At 29.9% G+C, this 18809-nt stretch carries 17 protein-coding genes; 9 read left to right on the top strand and 8 right to left on the bottom strand.

Annotation, left to right across the window (positions count from 1 at the left end; all coding sequences use genetic code 11):
* The first annotated feature begins 8 nt into the window (after window positions 1–8).
* The 7 genes from hemB (at window position 9) to hemF (ending at window position 6224) form a co-directional block, all read left to right on the top strand.
* Window positions 9–974: a porphobilinogen synthase gene (gene hemB / locus Q4586_RS10405; protein ID WP_303528859.1), complete on the top strand. Its 966-nt coding sequence runs from the start codon at window positions 9–11 to the stop codon at window positions 972–974.
* 90 nt (window positions 975–1064) lie between these two features.
* Window positions 1065–2354 (top strand): glutamate-1-semialdehyde 2,1-aminomutase, encoded by a 1290-nt coding sequence (gene hemL / locus Q4586_RS10400; protein ID WP_068704974.1) that lies wholly within the window; start codon window positions 1065–1067, stop codon window positions 2352–2354.
* Window positions 2355–2365: 11 nt separating this feature from the next.
* Entirely contained in the window at window positions 2366–2815 is a 450-nt protein-coding gene (locus tag Q4586_RS10395) for a protease complex subunit PrcB family protein (protein WP_068704976.1), read from the top strand.
* Window position 2816: 1 nt separating this feature from the next.
* Window positions 2817–3842 (top strand): uroporphyrinogen decarboxylase, encoded by a 1026-nt coding sequence (gene hemE, locus Q4586_RS10390; protein ID WP_068704979.1) that lies wholly within the window; start codon window positions 2817–2819, stop codon window positions 3840–3842.
* A 26-nt stretch (window positions 3843–3868) separates the two neighbouring features.
* The gene (locus Q4586_RS10385) at window positions 3869–4486 is read left to right on the top strand and encodes a TlpA family protein disulfide reductase (protein ID WP_068704981.1); all 618 of its coding nucleotides are present in this window, start codon (window positions 3869–3871) and stop codon (window positions 4484–4486) included.
* 61 nt (window positions 4487–4547) lie between these two features.
* Complete coding sequence (locus tag Q4586_RS10380) at window positions 4548–5288, top strand: EI24 domain-containing protein (RefSeq protein ID WP_303528855.1); 741 nt, start codon at window positions 4548–4550, stop codon at window positions 5286–5288.
* A gap of 33 nt (window positions 5289–5321) precedes the next feature.
* Complete coding sequence (gene hemF, locus Q4586_RS10375) at window positions 5322–6224, top strand: oxygen-dependent coproporphyrinogen oxidase (protein WP_303528853.1); 903 nt, start codon at window positions 5322–5324, stop codon at window positions 6222–6224.
* A 10-nt stretch (window positions 6225–6234) separates the two neighbouring features.
* Here the strand turns inward: hemF and Q4586_RS10370 are convergent, their stop codons facing one another.
* The gene (locus Q4586_RS10370) at window positions 6235–8871 is read right to left on the bottom strand and encodes a DEAD/DEAH box helicase family protein (RefSeq protein ID WP_303528851.1); all 2637 of its coding nucleotides are present in this window, start codon (window positions 8869–8871) and stop codon (window positions 6235–6237) included.
* 310 nt (window positions 8872–9181) lie between these two features.
* Between Q4586_RS10370 and Q4586_RS10365 the strand changes: the two genes are divergently transcribed.
* Window positions 9182–10474 (top strand): dihydrolipoamide acetyltransferase family protein, encoded by a 1293-nt coding sequence (locus Q4586_RS10365; protein ID WP_303528849.1) that lies wholly within the window; start codon window positions 9182–9184, stop codon window positions 10472–10474.
* A gap of 95 nt (window positions 10475–10569) precedes the next feature.
* Complete coding sequence (locus Q4586_RS10360) at window positions 10570–11307, top strand: DUF6263 family protein (RefSeq protein WP_303528848.1); 738 nt, start codon at window positions 10570–10572, stop codon at window positions 11305–11307.
* A gap of 200 nt (window positions 11308–11507) precedes the next feature.
* Here the strand turns inward: Q4586_RS10360 and argH are convergent, their stop codons facing one another.
* The 7 genes from argH to argC form a co-directional block, all read right to left on the bottom strand.
* Complete coding sequence (gene argH / locus Q4586_RS10355; RefSeq protein ID WP_303528847.1) at window positions 11508–12782, bottom strand: argininosuccinate lyase; 1275 nt, start codon at window positions 12780–12782, stop codon at window positions 11508–11510.
* A gap of 85 nt (window positions 12783–12867) precedes the next feature.
* Window positions 12868–13938 (bottom strand): M20 family metallo-hydrolase, encoded by a 1071-nt coding sequence (locus Q4586_RS10350; RefSeq protein ID WP_303528846.1) that lies wholly within the window; start codon window positions 13936–13938, stop codon window positions 12868–12870.
* Entirely contained in the window at window positions 13938–14714 is a 777-nt protein-coding gene (gene argB / locus Q4586_RS10345; RefSeq protein WP_303528845.1) for an acetylglutamate kinase, read from the bottom strand. The genes Q4586_RS10350 and argB overlap by 1 nt, the downstream gene beginning before the upstream one ends.
* 118 nt (window positions 14715–14832) lie before the next feature.
* Window positions 14833–15768, bottom strand: coding sequence for a Rossmann-fold NAD(P)-binding domain-containing protein (locus tag Q4586_RS10340; RefSeq protein ID WP_303528844.1), 936 nt, complete (start codon window positions 15766–15768; stop codon window positions 14833–14835).
* A 41-nt stretch (window positions 15769–15809) separates the two neighbouring features.
* Window positions 15810–16940, bottom strand: coding sequence for an aspartate aminotransferase family protein (locus tag Q4586_RS10335; RefSeq protein WP_303528843.1), 1131 nt, complete (start codon window positions 16938–16940; stop codon window positions 15810–15812).
* On the bottom strand, window positions 16937–17737 hold the full coding sequence (gene proC / locus Q4586_RS10330; RefSeq protein WP_303528842.1) for a pyrroline-5-carboxylate reductase: 801 nt from the start codon (window positions 17735–17737) through the stop codon (window positions 16937–16939). The genes Q4586_RS10335 and proC overlap by 4 nt, the downstream gene beginning before the upstream one ends.
* A 91-nt stretch (window positions 17738–17828) precedes the next feature.
* Complete coding sequence (argC, locus tag Q4586_RS10325) at window positions 17829–18806, bottom strand: N-acetyl-gamma-glutamyl-phosphate reductase (RefSeq protein ID WP_303528840.1); 978 nt, start codon at window positions 18804–18806, stop codon at window positions 17829–17831.
* Window positions 18807–18809: the final 3 nt, after the last annotated feature.

Genomic DNA, 18809 nt, shown 5'->3' with positions numbered 1-18809 from the left:
TTATAATTATGTTTAGAACAAGAAGACTTAGAAAAACAGAAGGAGTTCGCAGATTGGTAAGAGAAACCAAATTATCTGTTGACGATTTCGTGTATCCTTTATTTATTGAAGAAGGAGAAAATATAAAAACTGAAATTGCTTCCATGCCAGGGATTTTCAGATATTCCTTAGATTCAATTGCTGAAGAATTAGAAGAAATAGTAGCGTTAAATATTCCGGCAGTAATGCTTTTTGGCGTTCCTTCAACAAAAGATGAAATAGGAACAGAAACTTGGAATGATAACGGAATTATGCAACAAGCAATCCGATTTATCAAAAAAAACTATCCAAGTTTGTATGTTATTACTGATGTTTGTTTTTGTGAATATACAAGTCACGGGCATTGTGGAGTTATTCATAATAACGATGTAGATAATGATGCAACTATTGTAAATTTAGCAAAACAAGCAGTTTCTCATGCCAAAGCAGGCGCAGATATGTTAGCACCCTCTGGTATGATGGATGGTATAGTAGCTATGCTTAGAGAATCGTTAGATAATACTGGTTTTGTAGATTTACCAATCATGGCATATTCGGTAAAATATGCATCGTCATATTACGGGCCGTTTAGAGAAGCGGTAGATTCTACTCCAAGCTTTGGAGATAGAAGAACCTATCAAATGGATGCAGCTAATAGAGATGAAGCCATAAGAAGAGCAACTTTTGATGATCAAGAAGGAGCTGATGTTTTAATAGTAAAACCAGCTTTATCGTATTTAGATATTATTAGAGATTTAAAAAATAATTTTGACAGGCCAATTGCATGTTATAATGTAAGTGGTGAATATGCAATGGTAAAAGCAGCAGCCGAAAAAGGTTGGATTGATGGAGAAAGAGTAATGATGGAAACATTATTATCAATGAAAAGAGCAGGAGCTAATATTATTATTACCTATTTTGCTAAAGAAGCAGCTAAAGTATTATTAAATAAATAACGTCATTGCGAGGAAGAATGACGAAGTAATCTTATTATTAATATGCAGATTGCTTCATTACATTCGCAATGACAGAAAGCATATAGAAATATGGAATTCAAAAAATCAAAAAAATTATATAAAAAAGGATTGGTTAATCTTGTAGGAGCTGTAAATTCTCCTGTAAGGGCGTTTTCTTCGGTAGGCGGTAATCCATTATTTATAAAAAAAGCAAAAGGTAGTAAGATTACCGATGTAGATAATAATACTTATGTAGATTTAGTATTGTCTTACGGACCAATGATTTTAGGACACCGTCATAAAAAAGTACAAAAAGCAATTACCAAAGCATTAAAAAATGGATATTCTTTTGGAGCTTCAACTGAAAACGAAATTAAATTAGCAAAAATAGTTTGTGAAGCTTTTCCGGGAATGGATAAAGTTCGTTTTGTAAACTCAGGTACAGAAGCTGTTTTAAGTGGAATTAGACTTGCTAGAGCTTATACAGGTAAAGATAAAATTATAAAATTTGCTGGTTGTTATCACGGACATCAGGATGCATTATTAGTAGCAGCAGGTTCAGGATTAGCAACTTTAAGCTTACCTGGAAGTAAAGGTGTACCAGAAGGTGCAGTAAAGAATACATTAATTGCAAATTATAACGATTTAGAAAGTGTAAAAGCACATTTTGAAGAACATGATGATATTGCAGGAGTTATTTTAGAACCAATTGCTGGTAATATGGGGGTGGTAATTCCGCAAAATGATTTCTTAAAAGAATTAAAAACATATTTAGAGTCTAAAGGAGCATTGTTAATTATAGATGAGGTAATGACAGGTTTCCGTTCTAAATTTGGAGGAGCACAAGAGTTATTGGGAGTAGAAGCAGATATTACTTGTTTAGGTAAAGTTGTAGGAGGAGGTTTTCCCGTAGGAGCTTACGGTGCTCGTAATGAAATTATGGAAATGGTAGCTCCGTTAGGAGGAATGTATCAAGCAGGAACCTTAAGTGGTAACCCGATAGCAATGGCAGGAGGAATAGCAACTTTAACAGAGTTGAAAAAGCAAAATCCTTATGAAAAGTTCAATGAAATTGCTCAAATTATTGAAGTGTTTTTATTAGAATCATCTAAAAAATATGGCGTTGAAATTACAGTAAATAGATTTGGATCAATGATCAATCCATTTTTTACAAATGTTACAGTAACTAATTTTCAGCAAGCACAAACATCCGATACTAAAAAGTTTGCAACTTTCTTTTGGGAAATGATGCATAACGGAGTTTTCTTACCGCCATCTCAGTTTGAAGCATGGTTTTTATCATCAGCATTAACTGAAAAAGACCTACAAAAAATTGCTAAGGCAATTGATAAAGGAATGGAAGCAGTATCTAAAATGTAAAACAAACATATATGAAATTATTTTTCACCCTTTTTTTTAGTATTTTAATAAGTTCTTGTCCTAGTAACCAAGAAAAAGGTGAAATTACTTCTTTGTATAAAGGGAGTTTAGCTGGTGATGGTTCAGAAGGATTTATTAAAGAAAATTTGGTGATTAATTCTGTTGATAAATGGAAAGAATTTTTAACTATAATAGATGATACAAATACAATTTCTACAGAGTTTAAAAATTCAGTTGATTTTTCAAAAAATACTATTTTAGTAGCTATTGATGCTAAAAAAACAACAGGCGGATTTTCAGTAGAAATTTTAAATAAAATACAAAATAATGATAAGTTACAGGTAACGGTTTTATCAAAAGGACCAAAACCAACAGACATGGTTACTATGTCGCTTACCCAACCAATTCATATTGTTAAAATAAATAAAACAAACAAAGAAATAATCTTTGTAAACAAATAGCATGATAAAAAACGACTTATTTTTAAGAGCATTAAAAGGAGAAACTGTTGAGCGTCCACCAGTGTGGATGATGCGTCAAGCAGGAAGATATTTGCCAGAATTTATTGAAATCAGAAAAAAGTATGATTTTTTTACGCGTTGTAGAACTCCAGAGTTAGCATCAGAAATTACCGTACAACCTATTAGAAGATATGGTATGGATGCAGCTATTTTATTTTCTGATATTCTGGTAATTCCGCAAGCTATGAATATTGAGGTACAAATGAAACCAGACTTTGGACCTTATTTACCAAACCCAATTAGAGACCAAAAAGGATTAGATACAGTAATAGTACCTGATGTTAATGAAGAATTAGGTTATGTAATGGAAGCCATAAAAGCAACCAAAGAAAAACTAAATGATGAGGTGCCTTTAATAGGTTTTGCAGGATCTCCATGGACAATTTTATGTTATGTAGTACAAGGGCAAGGATCTAAAAATTTTGACAAAGCAAAAGAATTTTGTTTCACAAAACCAGTTTTGGCACACCAATTGCTTCAGAAGATAACAGATACCACAATTGCTTATTTAAAAGTAAAAGTTAAAGCAGGTGTAAATGCTGTTCAAGTTTTTGATTCATGGGGAGGAATGTTATCTCCAACCGATTATCAAGAATTTTCATGGCAGTATATCCAACAAATCATTGACGCATTAAAAGATGAGGCTCCAGTAATTGCTTTCGGTAAAGGATGTTGGTTCGCTTTAGATACAATGGCCAAGTCAGGCGCATCAGCATTGGGAGTAGATTGGACGTGCTCGGCAAGAAACGCTCGTTATTTAACAGGAGGGAACATTACTTTACAAGGTAATTTTGATCCTTCTAGGTTGTTGTCTCCACCTGCTGAAATTAAAAAAATGGTAAACCAAATGATAAATGAGTTTGGTAAAGATAAATATATTGTTAACTTAGGGCACGGAATTTTACCTAATATTCCGCTCGAAAATGCAAAAGCATTTATAGATGCGGTAAAAGAGTATAAAGTATAAAGCTGAACCCCCATAAAATATTAAAAATGAGAAAATTACTCCTTTTATTAACTTTAACCTTAACTATACAAAGTTTTTCACAAAAGAAAATATATTACAAAGATATTGTTGATGATTGCATATCTGTAGCTAGTAATGATGCTGCTATGTTAGATGATATTGTATATAATTGTATAAAAGATAAGCATATTTCTAATTACGATTTTACATCTATAGATGGCGAAACAATAAGTACAGATGCTATAGATATTCCTATTGTTTTATTAGCTGCAGCAACATGGTGTGCACCTTGTTGGGGAGAAATACCAGCATTAAATAAAATGGTTGAAAAATATGACGGTAAAGTAAAGTTTATTATGTTGTTTTGGGATACTGAAAAGGGTGCCAAAAGGATGGCAAAGAAATTAGATAAAAGAATATTTTTAGTAGCCTCTAAAGAACAAACAAAAAATAGATCAACAATAAGAACTTCTGGCTTTATTCATAAGTTAGATTATCCATCAACATATTTAATAACCGAAAATAAAAGAATTTTAAACTTTAAAAGAGGTGCCTTATCGCCAACAAAAAGTATGGGATGGGATGAGGTAAATAAAATTAATGAAGAAGAGTTAGATAAGTTTATCAAACCAGTTATTCAGTAATTTTAAATATTTATATATTAAACCTCTTTCTAATTAGAAAGAGGTTTTTTACTTGATAAAAATGATAAAAGACATACTAAAATCAATACGAGCTTATTTCGGAGCATTTCAATTAATAACAAAACTTAAATTATGGAAATACTTTATTATTCCAATGATAATAAGTGTATTGACAGCTGTTTTAATAGGGGTTTTGTCGTTTTCGTTATCAGATAATATCGGTAACTACCTTGCGAGTTTTTGGAAATGGGAGCAAGGAAAACAAACCTTTAGTGTAATTAGTACATTTTTTATTGGGTTATTAATAATCGCGATTGGTTTACTTTTATATAAGCATATTATAATGGCTTTATCAGCTCCTTTTATGAGTCCTGTTTCAGAAAAAATTGAAGAATTTTTAATAGGGAAAAAAGAGTATCATCAAAAAACAACTTTTAAAGAACAATTAATAAGAGGAGTTAGAATAAATGTAAGGAATTTGTTTAGAGAGCTTTTTTTTACAATTCCTATTTTATTAATAAGTATAATACCTGTTATAGGTTTCTTTTCAACAATTTTATTATTTGTAATGCAAGCATATTATGCGGGTTTTAGTAATATGGATTATACATTAGAGCGTCACTTTAAATATAAACAAAGTATTAATTTTGTAAAAAACAATAAAGGTTTAGCTATTGGAAACGGAATTATATTTATGCTGTTTTTGTTAGTACCCATAATAGGAGTTGTGCTAGTTTTACCTTTATCGGTAACAGCAGCCACTACCGAAACTATTAAGAATATAGAGCAAAAAAACATATAGAATAAGTATTTTTGCCTAACAAGAACTAAACAAATGAAAGATCAGTTTTATAACTACATTCAGCAATTACAAGACACTATAACAAAAAAGTTAGAGGAGATTGACGGTATTGCAAAGTTTAAAGAAGATAATTGGAAACGTGCCGAAGGTGGTGGTGGAAGAACTCGTGTGATTGAAAATGGTGCTATTTTTGAAAAAGGAGGTGTCAATATATCAAAAGTATTTGGCGAATTACCAGAAGCGTTACGTAAACAATTTGGTGTTGAAAGTGGCGATTTTTTTGCCTGCGGATTAAGTTTAGTATTGCATCCTAAAAACCCGTTTGTACCCACAGTGCACGCAAACTGGCGTTATTTTGAAATGTATGATGGTAATGGTAATATTGTTACTCAATGGTTTGGCGGAGGTCAAGATTTAACTCCTTATTATTTGTTTAATGAAGATGCAACGCATTTTCATACGGTATGTAAAACAGCTTGTGATAAACATAATGCTGATTTTTATCCAAAGTTTAAAGAAACCTGTGATAATTATTTTTGGAATGCTCACAGAAATGAAGCTAGAGGTATTGGAGGTTTGTTTTTTGATTATTTAAAAGAAACCTCGAATTTTTCAATGCAAGATAGGTATGATTTTGTAACAGAAGTAGGTAATAGTTTTTTAAACTCTTATGTGCCAATTGTAGAAAAAAGAAAAGATCTAACATATAAAAAAGAGCATAAAGACTGGCAAGAGGTACGAAGAGGTCGTTACGTTGAGTTTAATTTGGTACATGATAGAGGTACCTTATTTGGCTTAAAAACCAACGGTCGTATAGAAAGTATTTTAATGAGTTTGCCTCCGGTTGTTCAATGGGTTTATAATCAAGAGCCAAAAGAAGGGTCAGAAGAATTTAAGTTACTAGAGGTTTTAAAGCAACCTAAAAATTGGATGTAATTTGCTTAAATTATTTCCAAATGATGTTTTTTTTGGTCATTTCATTTTGAATATTACGAACATGAAATAATTTAGCACGTAAAAGAAATTTTCTACCACGAGTATTCCTAGTGTAAATAAGTAGCGATTTACCAAGGTTTTTATTCCAATGTTTTTGATACACTAAGGCTTGTTTTTTACGAGCACTAAAAATAGTAGGAACTGGATAAAAATTTTGTGTTTTTAATTTGTTACGAAACCAATTGGTTTTTATAATTAAATATTTAGGGTTATCAATAGGTTGTAATATTTCATCAAGTGTGTTTATAAATAAGTTACTTTCATATTTGCTAGCACCAGTAATTACACAACTAACATCACCCATAGGTAATGATTTTATTTTGATGTTAATTTCACTTTTAAGAGTAGTTATTTCGTTTATTTCATATAATGAGCTTAAAACCACCTGTGCTATTTTATCGATTTTTTTATGAATAAGACCATATTGAAAATACATTTTTAAGGTTTTATATATTTTAAAACCAAAGGTTAATCCTAAAGTAGTTAACAAAGAATATATAAAATAATAAATCCCTTTAGATAATACTATGTTGATGTTTTTAATAATGAATTGCGGAAAAAACAATGTAAGACTAATTAAAACTTCTAAAATTGAAAATTTAACAAAGTCTTTAAAATAAGCTGTTTTTTGTTTTAAAAAAACATTGTCTTTTTGATGATATATTTTTAATTCTTGCGCAACGTCTTTATTATAACGAACGGCATTTTTCCACTTATTACTTATTTGCAACCTATCTTTTGAAATTGATAAAGCTGTTTTATTTAAAGTATTGATATCTTCTTCAAAAATTGTATTTGGTAATGCTAAACGTTCAATTCCGTTAGAAATAATATTTTTTTCACTGTTATTTATTCCTATAAAAGCATCAAAACGTTTTTTTAAAACAGCTAAATCTTTACCTCCATAAATATCAGAAGTATCAATGCAAGCTAAATGCCAAATAAGTGCTGTTTTGTTAAGAGCTTTGGTATCAATTCTAATAGCTCTGCCTCGCATTTGGTTAGAACTAACAAATGAACCTACTACTGAAGCTAAAATTAAACTATTAATAGCTGGTGCATCCCATCCCTCACCTAATAACGATTTTGTGCCAATTAAAATTTTAATATGTCCTAATTGAAATAATTGAGTAATAGTTTTAACTAAACCGCTGTTTGAAGATGATTTAGATTGCAATATTATATATTCAGCATCTGATTTTAAAGGGATTTGCGTGTAGTTTGTTATCGAATCAATTAAATCTAATTTTGCAATACAATTACAATGTATAATAACTAAACTACCAGACAATACAGCTAAGTATTCTTCAGCATCAATTGTTTTTTTTAGATGATGAAAAATAGGAACAACGCCCATTTTTTTGATGGTTTGTATATTATTTGAAGTAACATCAAGGTATTCTTTTCTTATATAATCGGCAAGTACAACACAACGTAAAGTATCTTTTAAATTAACTTGTTCTTGCTGTACTATAGCAACAATACTTTTTAATTTACTTGTACTATTACTAAGTGATTTATATAAAAAAGTACTTCCAATTAAATTAACTCTATTATTACTGAAGATGGATAATTTTCTCAGTTTTTTTTCTAAAAGATAAAGGTAATTTTCATGATTAATTAACTGCGCTCTATCAATAACAAGAATATGTTGTAAGAGTATTTCAATCCACGCATGTGTTATTTTTGGAAACTCAACTATTTCATCTTTTTCAAAGCCTAATAAGGTTAATTTTTCTTTAGAAATAAGTGTTTTGGCTTCATTTAAAAAAATAAGTATTGCCGAAAAAAAAGTAGAAAATTTATAAATATCAGTTAAGTTTTCTTCAGTATTTTTATAAAATCGATGTTGTTTTATAAAGTCGATAAATTCCTGATCATTTAATAGATTGGTAATAAAATCAGAAACCTTTAGCCTAAAATTGACAATTGTATTGATTTCTTTGTTTTCGGGTTTAGAAAAGTAAACGATATCTTGATGTGGACAAAGGTTTTTTTCTTTCACCAAATCGGGAACAAAAATTTCATCATCAACTTTACCACATAAATCAAAGTATTTTTGAATCTCAGTACTTTCACTATCATAAGGTGGTGTAGCAGTAAGTGCAATCACAGTTTGTAAATGTTGCTCTTTTAATTGATACAAGCATTTCCACCATTCTTTTTTTAAATGATGCGCTTCATCTAACAAAATAACATCAATATTATTTTTAGTAAAAAATGAAAAATAATCATCTTTACATTCAAATGTTTTGTAAAAAGCGTGTAACCCTTGATAAGTAGAAAAGGTAATGTCAGCAGGTTTTTTTATATCAAAAGAAAAGTTTTTAAAATCGCTATTTTTAGTGAAAAATGTTTGCAATCTATTTTCCCATTGATTTCTGATAGTTAAAGTTGGTGCAAGGACCAATGTTTTTTTTCCTATTCTTTTTAAAATTTCAATACCTAAAATAGTTTTTCCAGAACCGGGAGGTGCAACAATATGAAAATGATTATCTTCTATGTGTCTTGAAAAGTTTAATAGTATTTTATCTTGGTAGGGGCGCCAAGTATATAAAAAATTTAGTTGTTTAATTGAAGTAGACAAATATAAATAATTATTAAAAATAGATTGTAAAGTAAAAATAAAGAAATTGAATAAGAAAAGAGTAACTGTTTTAGTGAATAATTTTTGTTTAATTAAAGTGATTTAATATGTTAATAAAATTAATTTTTAATTGATGAATCAATAATTTAACAAGGATCTATTCTTTTAAAATAATTAAAAATTTTAAAAAAAACTACTTTTGTTGTGAATAATATAAAATATAAGTGTTTTTTTATAAATATTTTAAGGTTAAATATATTGAAAAATGCATGTTTTTTAGTAATTTCGCGGAAGATTAAAAAAAGATACAATGGCTAGATTTGAACTAAAATTGCCTAAAATGGGCGAAAGTGTTGCAGAAGCAACGATAACTTCTTGGGTTAAAGAAATCGGAGAAACTATTGATATTGATGATACAGTTGTTGAAGTAGCTACAGATAAAGTAGATAGCGAAGTGCCAAGTGAAGTAGAAGGTACTTTAGTTGAGATATTATTTGAAAAAGATACTGTTGTTCAGGTAGGACAAACCATAGCAATTATAGAAACTGAAGGAGGGGATGTTGTCGTAAATGAAACACCTAAAAAAGAAGAAATAAAAGCAGCAGTTGTTGAAGTTGAAAAAACAATTGAAGAAGCAAAAGAAGTTGTTTCAGCAGGTATAGATACTTCATCGAGTGATCGTTTTTATTCACCTTTGGTAAAAAATATAGCAAAAACAGAAGGGATTTCTTTTGCCGAGTTAGAAAATATAAAAGGTACAGGGAAAGAAGGAAGAGTTACTAAATCAGATATTTTAACTTATTTAGAAACTAGAGGGAATCAACCTAAAGTTGAAACTTCAGTTGTAAAAACAGAAAAACCAAAAGTTCAAGCAGCTCCAGTAACATTAAGTGGACAGGATGAGGTTATTGAAATGACACGTATGGGTAAATTGATAGCCAAACATATGGTCGATTCTGTACAAACATCTGCACACGTGCAATCGTTTATTGAAATTGATGTAACTAATATCGTTACTTGGCGAAATAAAGTTAAAAATGCATATCAGAAAAGAGAGGGAGAAAAGTTAACTTTTACACCAATCTTTATGCAAGCAGTTGCGCAAACAATTAAAAAACATCCAATGATTAATATTGCTGTTGATGGCGATAAAATTGTTAAAAGAGGGAATGTAAATTTAGGAATGGCGGCAGCTTTACCTGACGGAAATTTAATTGTACCAGTAATAAAAAACGCTGATCAATTAAGTTTAGTTGGCATGACTAAACAAGTAAATGATTTAGCGGTTAGAGCCCGTGGTAATAAACTAAAACCAGACGATATTCAAGGAGGTACGTATACCGTAACAAATGTTGGTAGTTTTGGAAGTATTACAGGAACACCTATTATTAACCAGCCTCAAGTAGCCATTTTAGCATTAGGAGCAATAGTTAAAAAACCAGCAGTAGTTGAAACTCCTGAAGGAGATTTTATTGGAATCCGTCAAAAGATGATTGTTTCTCATTCTTATGACCACAGGGTTGTAAACGGAGCTTTGGGCGGAATGTTTATTAAAACCTTAAAAGAAATTTTAGAATCCTGGGATGTTAATCAAGATTTTTAAAAATAAATTTTAGTTAAAATAAAAGGCTTAGGATATTTTCCTAAGCCTTTCTGTTTTTATGTATATTAGTCGTCGAATAATAAAAATTAAAATAAATGAAAAAGTTATTAGCTGTATTGTTATTAGGATTAACAATGGTAAGTGTTGGACAAGAAAAAGTTTTATTGCGTTTAAATTACGAAAAAGGAGATGTGTATGAAATGAACATGAAAATGACTCAAAATATGGGTGTAGGAGTAATGTCTATGAATACAACAATGACGATGAGTCAAGAGATTACAGATGTTTCTGACAAAGAGTATGAAAGCACTATGAAAATTACTAAAATGGTAATGGATATGTCGCAAGGAGGCATGCAAATGTCTTATGATTCTAGTAAGAAAGGTGAAGAGTTAGATCAAGCAGGAAAAATGATGAAAGCTCAAATGGAACCAATGCTAAAAGCTACCATTACAGCTAAAGGAGATAAATTAGGAAAAATTTTAGAAACAAAAGTAGTACCAAATATACCAGGGGCAAGTGATTTAACTAAACAATCGAGTAATGTTACATATCCTGAAAAAGCAGTAGCAGTAGGCGATACTTGGTCTATGATTAAAGATAGTAAAGGGATGAAATTTAACTTTGTTTATAAAGTAACTTCTATCTCATCTAAAAGTGTATTGTTAAATGTTTCTGGAAAAGTTGAAGGCATTGCAACAGGTGATATTACAGGAAGTATGAGCATAGACAGAAAATCTGGTGTGCCTGTAAATTCAAAAATAGATATGATTATACAAATTCAAGGTCAAGAATTAAAAACTAATGTAGAAATGAATATTGTTAAGCAATAATATTGCTTTAAGATAGAAAGCTCAGAATTAATTTAATTCTGAGCTTTTTTTGTATTTACTGACTATATGTTTTTATTGATTTATTTAAAACTTCATAAAAAAATAAATTTTCATTATTTAAAATCACAGTTTAAATCACAAAAATAGATTACCTCTTTTTTTAACTAAGTAAATATACGTTTGCAAAGAATTTTATATTCTTATTTCGGAAATTTCTCTCGAATTTTATCTAAACTTAAATTATGGATACTTCCAATATGAGAATGCTTCTTTGAAGTATCTGGTTTGTATGTTCCATTTTCAACTTTAGTACCAATATTTTTATAAGCATCTCTATAGGTCATCCCGTTTTCTACCAATGTATTCATATTATCAACTGTAAATAAAAATTTGTATTTTTCATCATTTGGATTTACATCTTTAACAATAATTTGTTTGATTGAAAAATTAAAAATTTCTAAAATATTTTTAACTTCTTCAAAAGCAGCAATCATATTTTCTTTTAATAATTGAAAATCTCTATGATAACCACTTGGCAAATTATTAGTAATTAAAATCATTTCAGTTTGCAATGCCTGTATTTTATTACATTTACCTCTAATTAACTCAAATACATCTGGATTCTTTTTATGAGGCATAATACTACTTCCAGTAGTTAACTCATCTGGAAAGGAAATAAATCCAAAATTTTGACTCATATACAAGCAAATATCCATCGAAAAACGAGCTAAGGTGTTACATAATCCGCCCAAAGCCGCTGCAATTGTTCGTTCACTTTTACCTCTGCTCATTTGTGCAGCAACAACATTGTATTTTAACGTAGAAAAATTCAACTCTTGTGTTGTGAAAGCTCTATCAATCGGAAAAGAACTTCCGTAACCAGCAGCAGAGCCCAAAGGGTTTTGATCTACTACCTTAAAAGCGGCTTCTAACAAATATATATCGTCTATTAATACTTCGGCATAGGCAGAAAACCACAAACCAAAAGAAGAAGGCATTGCTACTTGTAAATGTGTATAGCCAGGTAATAAATTGTCTTTGTATGTTTCTGATAAACCTAAAAGAGTTTCGAATAAAGTATTCGTTTGTTTAATTACGTCAGCTATGTTCTGTTTGTAATATAAATGTAAGGCAACTAAAACTTGATCGTTTCTAGAACGGGCAGTATGAATTTTTTTTCCAACATCTCCATACTTTTTAGTTAACTCAAATTCAATTTTAGAGTGTATATCTTCAAAGTTATTTTCAATTACAAATGTGTTATTTTCGATTTGATGTTTCATTTCATCAAGACCTTCTTCTAATTTTTGTAATTCATCTGAATCGATTATTGCAATTTTATACAACATTTTAGCATGAGCCAAAGATGCTTGTACATCATATTTAGCTATATGCATATCAATTTCTCTATCGTTTCCGACTGTAAATTGTTCTATTTTTTTATCTATGCTTAATCCTTTATCCCAAAGTTTCATATTATAATATTTTTTGTCTGATTGTGTGCAGTCGAGATCTAATTGACATTAAAACTTCTCAAATGAGTTTGAATTGACATTATTTTTAAACTATTACTTTATTTAATAAATTGATATAAATTTCAATTCCTTCTTCAATTTCATGTAAATAAATAAATTCATTTGCTGTATGCGAACGAGTGCTATCACCAGGGCCTAATTTTAAAGAAGGACAACTTAATACAGACTGATCTGATAGGGTAGGAGAGCCATAAGTTTTTCTTCCTAAAGAAATACCTGCTTTTATCAATTCATGATTAATCGGAATTGAAGAAGAACTCAATTTTATTCCACGAGGTTCAATAGTATCACAAGGAGATTCTTTTTGTAGAATATTTACAATTTCTTGATTTGTATATTTATCATTAACACGAACATCAACAACTAGTTTCACTTCTGAAGGAATTGCATTATGTTGCTTACCTGCATTTATTTGTGTAACTGTCATTTTTACATCACCTAAAGCATCTGACGATTTTTTAAACTGATAATTTTCAAACCACTTTAAAACATTAATACTATTATAAATGGCATTATTGGTATTTGGGTGTGCAGCATGACTTGGAGTACCTTTAACTATAGCATCAAAAACAACCAATCCTTTTTCGGCAACAGCTAAATTCATTAAAGTTGGTTCGCCAACAATAGCTACATCAATATTCGGAATGATAGATAACATACTATTTAAACCATTATCACCACTACTTTCTTCTTCTGCAGACGCTACAATTACTAAATTATATGTTAGGTCTTTTTTATGATAAAAGTGAGTAAAAGTAGCTAATAGTGAAACTAAACAACCACCTGCGTCGTTACTTCCCAAGCCATATAATTTTCCATCTTCAATAATTGCCTTAAAAGGATCTTTTGTGTAGCCATTATTGGGTTTTACGGTATCGTGATGTGAATTTAAAAGTAAGCTAGGTTTACTTTCATCAAAATATTTATTAATAGCCCAAACGTTATGTACATTTCTTTTAAAAGGAATATTGTTACTAATAAACCAACTTTCTAAAAGCAGTGCTGTTTGGTTCTCTTCTGATGAAAAAGAAGGTGTTTCTATTAAGTTTTTTAATAATTCGATCGCATCAAGCGTTAATTCTTGTTGTGTTTTCATTAAGCTTGTATTGTTGTGAATTTTGAATTCTGGTTGTATAACATTTCTGATTTTCCAATACAAACTTTATGTACCTGTTGGTTAATTGCATGAAAACAATTATTCATTTTTGGTAACATTCCATCGGCAATAATGTTCTTAGCCAATAACTCTTCATATTTTTTTGTAGTAATGTTCTCTATAACAGAATCTTCATTATTTATATCTAATAAAACACCATTTTTTTCAAAGCAGTAATATAATTCTGTTTGATGTTTCTTAGCAAAACCAATGGCTAATTCTGAAGCAATTGTATCTGCATTAGTGTTTAATAATTGACCATTATTATCATGAGTAATAGCACAAAAAATAGGTGTAATACCTATGTTTAATAATGTCTCTAAAACATTGGTTTCGACATTAATTATATCGCCAGAAAAACCATAATCTATTTCTTTTACAGGTCTTTTTACTGAGAGAATTGTATTACCATCAGCACCTGTAAAACCAAGAGCATTGGTTGATTTTTGTTGTAAAGAAGCTACGATTGTTTTGTTTATTTTTCCTGCATAGACCATCGTAATTATATCTAATGTTTCTGTATTTGTTATTCTTCTACCATCAACCATTTTAACTTCTACATTCATTTGTTGTGCTAGTTTTGTGGCCAATTTACCGCCACCATGTACTAATATTTTTGGGCCTTCAATTTTAGAAAACTCAATAAGAAAATTATCTAATGCTATTGGATTGTCTATAATATTTCCTCCTATTTTTATAATTTTTAATGTTTCCATACTCTATTTTAATGTCTCCTCGAGTGAAGTCGAGAGGTTAATTAGGTTTCAACAAACTTCGTTTGTAACTTTCAATCAAAAAATATTATGATTTCAGTAATGCTCTACCTGACAATAATTATATATTCTCTATTATTTTTTTTAACACAACCTGAGCTGCATACGTTCTGTTATTAGCTTCATGAATTACCACAGAATTGTTACTGTCTAACACACTATCTTCAACTACCACATTTCTTCTAACAGGTAAACAATGCATAAATTTAGCTGTACCTAATTTTTCTTTTGTAAGCATCCAATTTGGATCTTGAGAAGTAATTTTTCCATAATCGGTATAGTTACTCCAGTTTTTCACATACACAAAATCAGCATTTTTAAGTGCTTCTTCTTGGTTATGATTAATAGGCGTGTTTTTTGTGATTTCAGGATTCAATTCATAACCTTTCGGATGTGTAATAGAAAAATCAACAGCTGTTTCTTGCATCATTTTAACAAACGAATTAGCAACAGCGTGAGGCAATGCTTTCGGGTGCGGAGCCCAAGACAATACAACTTTTGGCTTTAGTTTTGTTTTTAACTCTTCAATGGTAATTGCATCGGTTAAAGCTTGTAAAGGATGCGCTGTTGAACTTTCCATGTTTATAACCGGAACTGTAGCATATTTTATAAAGCTATTTAATATGAATTCAGACTCATCTTTTTCTTTATTTTTTAAGGATGAAAATGCTCTTATAGCTATAATGTCTGCGTATTGAGAAATTACTTGAGCAGCCTCCTTTACATGTTCAGATGAATTTAAATTCATAACTGTACCATCTTCAAATTCTAAATCCCAAGTATCATTAACATTTAATATCATTACTTGCATTCCTAAATTTTTCGCTGCTTTTTCTGTACTTAACCTTGTTCTTAAGCTAGAGTTGAAAAACAACATTACAAGAGTTTTATGTTTTCCTAAATCTTCAAATAGAAAGGGGGTTTCTTTTAATTGAATTGCTTCTTGAATAATTTTAGAAACATTTTTTATATCGTTTACACTGGTATATTTTTTCATACTATAATTCTATGGGGCTCGACAAAATGCGTTTGCTACTTTTAATTACTCAATTCCTTTTTTACGGCATCAAAAAACTGATCAACATGTTGTTTTTTGATTGTTAATGGCGGAAGAATCCTTAGTAAATTAGGGTTTTTAGCACTTCCTGTAAAAATATGATGTTTAAAAATTAGTTCTTTTCTTAACGATGCAATTGGAAAATTAAATTCTATTCCAAGCATTAAACCTCTTCCTTTTATTTTTTTAATTGCTGGAATATCTGCTGCTTTTTTAATAAAGTATTCAGAAATAATACTTGCATTTTTTAGTAATTTTTCTTCCTTCAAAATAGTTAAAACAGTTAAAGAAGCCACACAAGCTAAATGATTTCCACCAAAAGTGGTTCCTAATAAACCATAAGAAGCTTCAATTGATGGATGAATTAAAATTCCGCCAATAGGAAAACCATTTCCCATTCCTTTAGCCATTGAAATAATATCTGGGGTAATATTGTGTTTTTGAAAAGCAAAGAAATCACCAGTTCTTCCAAAACCAGCTTGTACTTCATCGGCTATAAACAAAGCTTTGTATTGTTTACATAATTTATCTAAACTTTGATAAAAAGTAGTAGTACTTTCATCTAAACCACCAACTCCTTGAATACATTCAATAATTACAGCACAAACATCTTTTTTTTGTAAAGCTTTTTCTACAGATTGTAAATCACCTAATTCGAAAAATTTAACCTCTTGTTGTGCATTAATTGGCGCAACAATTTTAGTATTATCTGTAGCAGCAACCGCAGCAGATGTTCTACCATGAAAACCATTTTTAAAAGCAATAATTTTCTTTTTATTGGTATGAAAAGAAGCTAGTTTTAAGGCGTTTTCATTTGCTTCAGCTCCTGAATTGCATAAAAACAATTGATAATCGTTACAATTAGATTGCTTTATTAACTCATCAGCTAATTTTGTTTGTAACGGATTTTGAATTGAGTTACTGTAGAAGCCCAAATTACTTACTTGATTACTGATATTCTTTACATATGTTGGGTGAGAATGTCCAATAGAAATAACAGCATGCCCTCCGTATAAGTCTAAATATTCTGTACCATTTTCATCATACACATTAATATCTTTTGCTTTTACGGGAGTAATATCAAAAAGTGGATATACATTAAATAAACTCATAATTGCTCAGTTTTTATGGTGTTAATTTTATTATATGAGGTAACCATTCCTTGTATTAATGAAGAACTCAATCCTTGATGTTCCATTTCATTTAACCCTTCAATAGTACAGCCTTTAGGCGTTGTAACTTTATCTATTTCTTGTTCTGGATGATTTCCTGTTGTAATTAATAAGTTTGCAGCACCATCACAAGTATGCATGGCTAATTCTTGTGCTTCTTTGGCATCAAAACCTAATTGAATAGCAGCCTGAGTAGTTGCTCTTATCATTCGCATCCAAAAAGCAATTCCGCTTGCACAAACTACGGTTGCAGCCTGCATTTTAGATTCTGGAATAACAATAGAAGTTCCTAATCTGTTAAAAACAGCTTCGGCAACTTTTATTCTTTCCAACCCTTTGGTGTTTCCACACAAGCAAGTCATCGATTTACCAACGGCAATTGCAGTATTTGGCATTGCTCTAATAATAAAATTATGAGTTCCAACAATCTCTTCAATTTGAGTAATTGAAAACCCTGTAATGGTAGAAATAATAATGTGATTTTCCTTTAGTAAAGGTTGAATATCATTTAAAATTTGTTTTAAATGTGCTGGTTGAACAGCTAAAATAATGATGTCTGAATTTATAACAGCTTCAGAGTTATTAGTTGTTAAACTAACATTCTTATACCCTTCAAACTCTTTAATCGTATCTAATTTTCTTCTTGTTAAATATAAAGAAGTTATAGCATTGGTTGTTATTAATCCTTTTGCAATAGATTTTCCTAAATTTCCTGTACCTATAATTGCTATTTTCATGTTTTTATTAATTTTTGAGTCATTACGAAAGAAGAATGATTGAAGTAATCTTTTTATAAGATCGCTTCGTTGCTCTCGCAATGACATTGCTTTAAAAATAAGTTGCTTTTAAATTTAGTCCTGCTGTTTCCTCAAACCCGAACATCAAATTCATATTTTGTACTGCTTGCCCAGAGGCTCCTTTTAATAAATTATCTATAACACTTGTTATGAGTAATTTATTTTCATGCTTGTGTAAGTGAATTAAACACTTGTTGGTATTTACCACTTGTTTTAAATGTATTTCTTTATCTGAAATAATAGTAAAATTAGCATCTTTATAAAACTCTTTATAAAGTGTTTTTGCTTCATCTAAAGTTCCTTTAAAATAGGTGTAAGCCGTAGCAAAAATTCCTCTAGAAAAATCACCTCTATTTGGCATAAACACAATTTGAGAGCTAAAATTAGTTTGTAACGTTTTTACAGATTCATTGATTTCTCCTAAATGTTGATGTGTAAAAGGTTTGTAATATGAAAAATTATTATCTCTCCAAGTAAAATGAGTTGTTGCAGTTAATGACGTACCTGCACCAGTAGCACCTGTTACAGCATTTACATGTACATCGTTCGTAACTAAATTTTCATTAGCTAATGGAAGCAATGCTAATTGAATTGCAGTAGCAAAACAACCAGGGTTTGCAATGTATTTTGCTTTTTTTATTTTGCTTTTTTGTAGCTCAGGTAAACCATAAACGAAGTTTTTTTCTTGAAAAACAGTATCTTTTTTTAATCTAAAATCATTTCCTAAATCGATTATTTTTGTAGTATCAGAAAAAGTATTACTTTCTAAAAACTTCTTAGAATTTCCATGACCTAAACATAAGAACAATACATCAACATTAGAATTAATTGTATTGGTGAATTTTAAGTTTAGAGTACCAACTAAATCTTGATGAATGTTACTTATTTTATTTTCTGCATTAGAGGTACTAAAAACGAAGTTAATTTTAACCTTTGGGTGATTTATTAATAACCTAATTAACTCGCCAGCTGTATAACCAGCGCCTCCTATAATTCCTGCTTGTATCATTTT

The sequence above is a fragment of the Tenacibaculum soleae genome, assembly GCF_030549005.1.
Taxonomy (GTDB): Bacteria; Bacteroidota; Bacteroidia; order Flavobacteriales; family Flavobacteriaceae; genus Polaribacter; species Polaribacter soleae.
This window is presented reverse-complemented; position numbering and strand designations above follow the sequence as displayed.

Bases quoted from the DNA above. Each gene is read 5' to 3' on its own strand.
- hemB (WP_303528859.1), top strand. From the start codon at position 9: ATGTTTAGAACAAGAAGACTTAGAAAAACAGAAGGAGTTCGCAGATTG.
- Q4586_RS10380 (WP_303528855.1), top strand. From the start codon at position 4,548: ATGATAAAAGACATACTAAAATCAATACGAGCTTATTTCGGAGCATTT.
- hemE (WP_068704979.1), top strand. From the start codon at position 2,817: ATGATAAAAAACGACTTATTTTTAAGAGCATTAAAAGGAGAAACTGTT.
- Q4586_RS10385 (WP_068704981.1), top strand. From the start codon at position 3,869: ATGAGAAAATTACTCCTTTTATTAACTTTAACCTTAACTATACAAAGT.
- proC (WP_303528842.1), bottom strand. From the start codon at position 17,737: ATGAAAATAGCAATTATAGGTACAGGAAATTTAGGAAAATCTATTGCA.
- Q4586_RS10365 (WP_303528849.1), top strand. From the start codon at position 9,182: ATGGCTAGATTTGAACTAAAATTGCCTAAAATGGGCGAAAGTGTTGCA.
- Q4586_RS10395 (WP_068704976.1), top strand. From the start codon at position 2,366: ATGAAATTATTTTTCACCCTTTTTTTTAGTATTTTAATAAGTTCTTGT.
- Q4586_RS10340 (WP_303528844.1), bottom strand. From the start codon at position 15,768: ATGAAAAAATATACCAGTGTAAACGATATAAAAAATGTTTCTAAAATT.
- argB (WP_303528845.1), bottom strand. From the start codon at position 14,714: ATGGAAACATTAAAAATTATAAAAATAGGAGGAAATATTATAGACAAT.
- Q4586_RS10350 (WP_303528846.1), bottom strand. From the start codon at position 13,938: ATGAAAACACAACAAGAATTAACGCTTGATGCGATCGAATTATTAAAA.
- argC (WP_303528840.1), bottom strand. From the start codon at position 18,806: ATGATACAAGCAGGAATTATAGGAGGCGCTGGTTATACAGCTGGCGAG.
- Q4586_RS10360 (WP_303528848.1), top strand. From the start codon at position 10,570: ATGAAAAAGTTATTAGCTGTATTGTTATTAGGATTAACAATGGTAAGT.
- argH (WP_303528847.1), bottom strand. From the start codon at position 12,782: ATGAAACTTTGGGATAAAGGATTAAGCATAGATAAAAAAATAGAACAA.
- hemF (WP_303528853.1), top strand. From the start codon at position 5,322: ATGAAAGATCAGTTTTATAACTACATTCAGCAATTACAAGACACTATA.
- hemL (WP_068704974.1), top strand. From the start codon at position 1,065: ATGGAATTCAAAAAATCAAAAAAATTATATAAAAAAGGATTGGTTAAT.
- Q4586_RS10335 (WP_303528843.1), bottom strand. From the start codon at position 16,940: ATGAGTTTATTTAATGTATATCCACTTTTTGATATTACTCCCGTAAAA.